The organism is Rheinheimera sp. SA_1 (genome assembly GCF_001669775.1).
Taxonomy (GTDB): Bacteria; Pseudomonadota; Gammaproteobacteria; order Enterobacterales; family Alteromonadaceae; genus Pararheinheimera.
Genome location: NZ_LXWK01000017.1, coordinates 498,448 through 505,095, shown reverse-complemented (window position 1 = coordinate 505,095; position 6,648 = coordinate 498,448). Strand labels below are relative to the sequence as shown.

Genomic DNA, 6,648 nt, shown 5'->3' with positions numbered 1-6,648 from the left:
TGAGGACATTGCTTAAATATACTTTTGGTTAGCTCTTCAGGTGTAAAGCAGTCAGCCAGTTCCATTAAATCAAGTGCGAGCATACTATCCTTGTTTATGACTTTTTATCAGTGATAACGCCATTTCTATGGCCTGTTCTATCACTTTTAAATCCTCTTCTGAAGCATTTTCTTGATCAATTTTTCTAAACATAGCATTTAATTTTTGGGAACGGGAATTTCCTGCTTCATTTCCTGCCAAGTGATCTAATGTGACACCATAATAATCGGCAAAGCTTTTAAGCAACTCAAACGATGGGTTTTGAGTTTTTCCCTTCTCTAACTCCCAAACGTGAGGCTTAGATATTCCAACGGCGTCCGCTACCGTCTGCAGGGAAGCCTTTTTATCCGCTCTTAGTAATCTCAATCTTTCAGCTAGCGACATGATGTTCTCTCCCTATAAAAATGCGCCGTATGATATATCTAACATTACCATACGGAAAGATCTTGACAAGGTATATTTTACGCAATAGGCTTACATTGTTAGGATTAATCTAACGAAATGTGAGGATATATGTATGGCAACTAATGGTAAATCGGGCGATGACCGCCGTCACGGAGCTGTAACAGGAAGATCTCAAACCCAAACACCTAGCGGGCATTGGGTTAAACGAGATACAGAAACAGGTCAGTTTATGGATGTTAAGACATCGGACAAATCCCCATTTAAAGGGGTTCGAAAAGAAAAATAGGTATTGGCGTTAGCCAATACCTATTTTTGTGATGTGTATAGAGTACGCCGAGAATGCAAACTCTATGGGAACACTACCGGAGGTCTCATCCCAATCAGGATATTCCGAAAGCGCCTAGACAGCCTTGAGAATATATTGAGTTGCATCACATAACAAGAGTTACCTCCCCATTATTTGGAGGAAAGCTATGAATAAACTAAAAGTTGTTCATGTAACCACTTACCCTCGCTTCCGTTTCGGGCGATGGGAAAACGTGTGTTCGCACTGGCGCTCAATGCCACATTAGTGCAGTTAGGTATCAGAAGTGTTGAGGTAGTCTTGGCACTTTTTTCAAATTAGTTTGCAGACTTAGTCGAGGTAAAATAATGAAATTCCAAGGCGCTGTTATCAAAGAACAAGGTGTAACTTTTGCTATTGTTGTGGTGAAAAAGCATGTTTTAGATTCTCCACATCAGAGTGAAGAGGCAATATCTTCATTTATGCCGCTTTTCCCGCACATGCCCATTGTTCTTATGGCTCAGGACCAGCGTGGTGTTGCCTCATATAGAGGCCGGAGAGATATTACTAATTTTTTAGTCAACATACACGTCAGTCAAATTCCCTGGAGAGAGTACACATTTGGTTGAAGTTAGATAACTCCAAGGTTGTGTTAAAAGTTTATTGCGTATCATATTTTTAAGGACTTGTTCATGCGTATTTTCGACGGTGTAGTATTAAAAATCACTAAGGGTAAGAAAGAAAAATTTTCCGATTTGGCTGACTGGGCTGTGGCGATCATGGGTGCCGCAGCATTTTTTATTGCAGGATTCTTGGGCCTGGTGCTTAGCGATGTAGTCCCGGAGACAATAAAAATATCTAATAAAGTGGGAATCACTCTGGATGGTCTCCTTTTGGGGGTGTTGCTATTGGCTTTGAGCTTAAAGTTCTGGTTTTTCGGAAATATAGCCGCCCGATGTAATGGAATTCTGTATGAGCGGTGGTTTCAATAATCACCTTTATCAAATGTTTTTGCACAGTTCAAGTAGAGGTGTATATGGATGACAGATATGAGCTATCAGGGTTAAGAGGTGTTTTCGCCGAAGCTATTCAACGAAATGAGCCGACTATTGTATTTGAATTAAATAATGGGCGTGGAAAGTTCCTTTTTATGATGTTCTTTGATTCAGAAGATGAATCAACAAAAGATCAGTTATTCATTTTCATGAGAAACACTCAAAGAATGGTGAAGCTGAAGCTGTATGGGAATCACTATAAAGGGCAGTTTTATTTATACCTTGAAGACTATGTTAAGGACTGGTTTAAGAAGGAGCTGCTAATTGAAAACGGTAATCCAAACAACAAATTCGATTTCGAAAGCTTTTTTCAAGGACTGAATAGCTCTATTCCTCAAGCTTTGCCCTTGCAGTCGAAGATAAAAAAACTTCGTGAATCTTGGTCAGAAATATCGGGTAAGTTACCAAAAGAGATTGTTGAAGAAGAGGAGAAAACTATATTGCTGGGCGACAAAGCCTTGCCTGAAGGCCATAAGCCAAGAGAAAAGACTCTCAGGAAGCTTTACTTATATGCAGACGGTAATGCTGACGATATCACTACCTTGATAGAAAACCTAAAACGGCTTAATCGGACTGTTTCTTGGACTAATGATATAAAAAAATTGGATAAAGCTAAAAAGGTTAAAGATTTGATTTAGTTAAAAAATTCAGTGAAGCAACCAAGCAAGTCAAACGTCTTGATTTGCTTCACGTCTCATACCTATTGAATTCTGCACTCGGTATGGATTTTGAGCACAAACATTACAAAAAGTAAGTTATACCTTACTTATGCGCTATGGATGTAATTTTACGGGTAACTTCGCGCGCTGGCTGCGCGTCATATCCATCACCACTACTGTCACGCGTCCGCTCTTGGCAGCTTTGCTACGCTCTTCCAGCATCGTCTTAAGCTGCTCCGGGGAGCTGGGGGGCTGGCTTCCATCTGCTGGACGGCGAGGTTTCTTGGATTGTTCGCCAAACCACAGCACAAGGTAGATGCCCAGGTCCGAACCACTATGGAAGTTGACGTAGCTGTCATCGAGCTGCTGGTCGGCCGCGTCCCACAAACTCCCGTTCCAGGCGTGCTTGATTTCGATGGGCAGTGTGATACCCATGGTCTCGCACATAATGTCTACGCGTTTTTGGTCAACTACGCGTCTTTCGGGATAGAATCGGATATCTGCCGTTGTATGTTCAAACATAATAATCAGGCGATCTCGGCAATGTTCTTCTCGTTGTGGAGTTTTTCCGTCGTCCTTGTAAAAAAAACTCCAAGAGTTGAGCTCGTCATTCTTGATTCGTCTCTGTATATCTTCCAGTTGTTCGAGGATAAAAGCCTGCAAATCTGCCCCTGTACGCGGTGGTTCGTCATACTTAATTGCCAGCAGCGCTTCTAACATGAGGGGCTGATATGCCTGTCTCTGGCCGTTTTGGCGTTGCAAGGCGCGGCGTTCACACAGGTAATCGGTGTAACTATCACGGGGGGCTTCGCACAGAAAGTCCATGGCCGATTGTGCTTCAAGGGTTTGCTGCTCGCTTAGCTGAAAGATCAGGAGTTGTAAGTATTCGCTTTGCTGACTCGACCAGTCTTCATCGATCAGGTTGCCTTTAACCCAGTATCTCTTTGGATAGTAATTCCGGAATTTTTCGATAATCCAGATGGTGGTGGCCACACTGGGTGTGAGCATCTGAAACTCTCTAAGTGCCAGCAATAGTTCAGGGGGCACGGGAGTGCTGTTGAGAAGTACCGACATTTCCTCAAAGTTCACTATGAGTTGCACAGCTTCAATGAATAACGGCATGGGACGAGAATTTTCGGGCCCCCAATGCCGCAGAGCACGAGGAAGTGTGTCTGGCTCATTGAAAGCAAGATGCTGCAAGCACCAGTGCTGAGAGTGCTCGGGCAGGTCAGGTTGGCACTCTAGCCAGTTGCTTGCAAGTTTCGTCAGAATTTTTTCCGTTTGCTTATAGAGCTCCAAGTCATCTGGGTAAAGCTGCGGGATGTTCTCGCCGATAAAGAGGTGAGGTTCGAACCAGAGCTTTATAGCCTTCATCAGAAGTTTGCGTTCGTTTAGAGTCTTGTACACCAGTATTTCCAGCTTATCGGGTGTCTTGAAGAAGAGATGTTTAGTTGAAAGAAAGATAGCAAACAGAGCTTCGTCCGCTAAGCATGCCAAAGAACTTCGGGCACGCATATGCTCGATTGCTGCAGCCAAGATGATCTCTGCGGAAAGCTCTGCCATATCCTGGTCGTTGCATTCGCACTGACTTAATCGGGCGAAGTATTGGCTGATCGCTTCAAACGATAGGCGTCCTTGAATATTTCGTAGGTAGTTTTCGAAACCGTCGAAAACTGCTGCTGCCAATTCATCCCCTACCCACTGCATGAAAGCGTCATTTCCTGCCCCTTCATCAAGGCTGCGGCGGGATCTGCGTAGGTAGGTTTGCGCCAGTCTCGTTAGGTACCGATGATCGCCTTTGCTTATAGCAGCCATTGCAGCTTTGAACTCATTCAGCAGAGCAGTGTCATCCTGACGCTGTTGTTCCGCGCGAGCCTGGTTTTCGCGGCGTTGTTGTTCCCGATGTGCTTGCCGATGGAAGTCCAGTTCGATGTTACTTACCCAAGCCAGCCTTTGTGGATGGCTGCCAGCAAAGCTTAGTGCGGCGGAGCGCAATTGCACACCACTCTCGCTATCATGATGCACGAGGCTTACCAGAGTCTTCCAGCGCTCGTCCTTTAGATTGTCGGCGTCCAGTCTCGCCAGCATCGCGATCACGTCGCTTTCCGAGCAATAAAGTCCGATCTCTTGCAATCGCTCATACCGTTGGACAAGGCTCCCGCCATCTGCGCAGTCGAACATCACATATTGTTGAACTGCTTGGTAAAAGGTGTGATCTATGAACAGACGTTCAGTGATGGCGAGGTCCAAATATTGGTACAAAGAACCTGAACAGAGGAAGCTGAACACACACCAAGCTTGAGCCGGAGATAGCGTCTTGTCTGTCATCGCCGCCAAAGTCAGGGCAATAAGCAGTTCCCGAAATTCTTGATCTTGCTGGGTATAGCGCTCGGTACAGAAAGGCTCTTGGGGCGCCTGGTCGATCAGATAACTCAACAGTGAAGGGCATCGCGACGCCGGGAAGTTAGACTTCAGCGGAGCGAACTTATCCAGCTCACCGAAGCGTTCGTTCTGATGTGAACAGCTAATTATTAGAGTGGCAAGTAGTTTATCTTCGACACCGTCGAAATTGACCAAGCAAGCAAGGTCGAAGGCTAGCCTGACGGAGTCCAAGTCTGCAAATTCGTGCAAAGCGCGAATGCACTCAAGGAACTCACCTCCTGATAAGAGGTCAAGCAATGCCTGTACTGCTGCTCGACGGACGGCATAAACATCGGTGCTATCGAGCATGAGATCCAACAAGAGTTTTTTGAACTGTTCAAGCTCCGCCGTTGCCTCTAGGGATTCAAGAACAAGTAGGCGCAGATGCACTGGCTTACTTCGATCTGCGCCGATGTTTACAAGTTTGCCCATCTGGCCTTTTCTGGTCAGTTCAACGGCGGCGCTGGGACGCCACCACGAAAGTGCCATTGGATTACTCGAATAGCACTCTTCTAATTGCTTTAGTAGCAGCGTAGCTGATTCTGGCTTAAGTCTGGCCAAGTCCGCGTGCTCAACGACGCCTGCTGGATCCATACATATCACTCTTTGGGCCAGTATCGGACTCATGCACAACCATGCGTGCACACCACGTAGGCCAGAAGGCACGATGTCATTCTGATGGAAAATTGCAAGCAATCGTCGCTGATTTCTGCCTGGCAGGGGTTCGCATGTCAGCCAGTAAGCAGCCAGGTATTCGGCGATGCTACGGTGGATGCATTCGAAGCGATTATTGTCTAGCGCCCTGAAGAGGCGAGTGCCCAGCAAATCTTTGATCCTATTGCCGTTTGGTATTTGCTTAAGTTCGACGATCGGAAAATCGGTAACTCGGGTAGGTTCTATCTCAAGAGAAATAGCTGTGTGGCCGGTAAGCAGAAGTGCTGCACAAACAGCTCCTGCCAACTCGAAAGCATCCTTAAGAGCGAACGCGTTGTTTTCCTTTAGGTCATTATGTTCGCTCACCAATTGTCTCACTGCGTGTTGGAACAGTTCGGAGCGATTGCGGGGGAGTTTGCCATGCGCAGCACTTTCGGCAATTAGTTTCAGTGTGTGCGGGTTGTCAAGCCAGCGGGTAAGGCCGAAGCGCTCGAGGTGTGACTGGAGCTTGATAATTTGCTCTGAATTAAGGTGTACACGCAAAAATGCATGGATACCTTCGTCATCGAATGGTTGCAGGTGTAGCACTGCGGGTTCTTTGCCGCAGACGGCTCGGATCCAGCTTGCATGTTTTGCGTGCGACCAATCCGAGGTGCGGCAGGATATAATGAAGGATGAGCAGTTACTTCTTTTCAGTTCCTGCAACACCACCTTCAATGCTTTGTCAGCGGTAGTGTCTGCTGTTTCGTCTAGTGCATCGATCAGCCAGACTGTCGAGGCACAGTTGTTAGTCAGAACGATCTCGTCGGCTCGCACGATGTCCCAACCTTCCTTCGTGGCCAGTTGAGTGAGCAAGCGGCTTTTCCCCATTCCAGCTTCGCCCAGTATCACGATTGGGGCTTGACTCGGATCAAGCTCATTATCATTAATGTGGCCGTGGCACCCATCTTGGTGCCGAAGGACACGCGAGATAAAAGGAGATTCCTTTCCCATAGCCTGCTTCTTCATCCAGAAATTTCCATTTAGGTTAGCCCGTTCACTGACGCCTCAGAACCAGATGCTTAAGACGGAGTGGCTATTCGGAACAATACTCGAACCGCCAAAGTGCAAAGTCACTGGCTTCATACACCTT

The 6,648-nt window shown here is 46.4% G+C and carries 6 protein-coding genes; 4 read left to right on the top strand and 2 right to left on the bottom strand.

Annotation, left to right across the window (positions count from 1 at the left end; all coding sequences use genetic code 11):
- Positions 1–84: 84 nt before the first annotated feature.
- Positions 85–423, bottom strand: coding sequence for a helix-turn-helix domain-containing protein (locus tag A5320_RS17755; RefSeq protein ID WP_068068063.1), 339 nt, complete (start codon positions 421–423; stop codon positions 85–87).
- 133 nt (positions 424–556) lie between these two features.
- On the opposite strand from A5320_RS17755, the gene A5320_RS22170 reads away from it, so the two are divergent.
- From A5320_RS22170 to A5320_RS17740, 4 genes are all read left to right on the top strand, one after another.
- Positions 557–730, top strand: a complete 174-nt coding sequence (locus A5320_RS22170; RefSeq protein WP_197490164.1) for a hypothetical protein — start codon at positions 557–559, stop codon at positions 728–730.
- A 365-nt stretch (positions 731–1,095) separates the two neighbouring features.
- A complete protein-coding gene (locus A5320_RS17750) occupies positions 1,096–1,356 on the top strand; it encodes a hypothetical protein (RefSeq protein WP_068068058.1) in 261 nt (86 codons plus the stop codon).
- Between the two features lie 63 nt (positions 1,357–1,419).
- The gene (locus A5320_RS17745) at positions 1,420–1,719 is read left to right on the top strand and encodes a hypothetical protein (RefSeq protein WP_068068053.1); all 300 of its coding nucleotides are present in this window, start codon (positions 1,420–1,422) and stop codon (positions 1,717–1,719) included.
- Positions 1,720–1,763: 44 nt separating this feature from the next.
- A complete protein-coding gene (locus A5320_RS17740; protein WP_068068216.1) occupies positions 1,764–2,420 on the top strand; it encodes a hypothetical protein in 657 nt (218 codons plus the stop codon).
- 135 nt (positions 2,421–2,555) lie between these two features.
- Here A5320_RS17740 and A5320_RS17735 read toward each other — a convergent pair whose 3' ends face one another.
- Positions 2,556–6,524, bottom strand: a complete 3,969-nt coding sequence (locus tag A5320_RS17735) for an NACHT domain-containing protein (RefSeq protein ID WP_068068050.1) — start codon at positions 6,522–6,524, stop codon at positions 2,556–2,558.
- Positions 6,525–6,648: the final 124 nt, after the last annotated feature.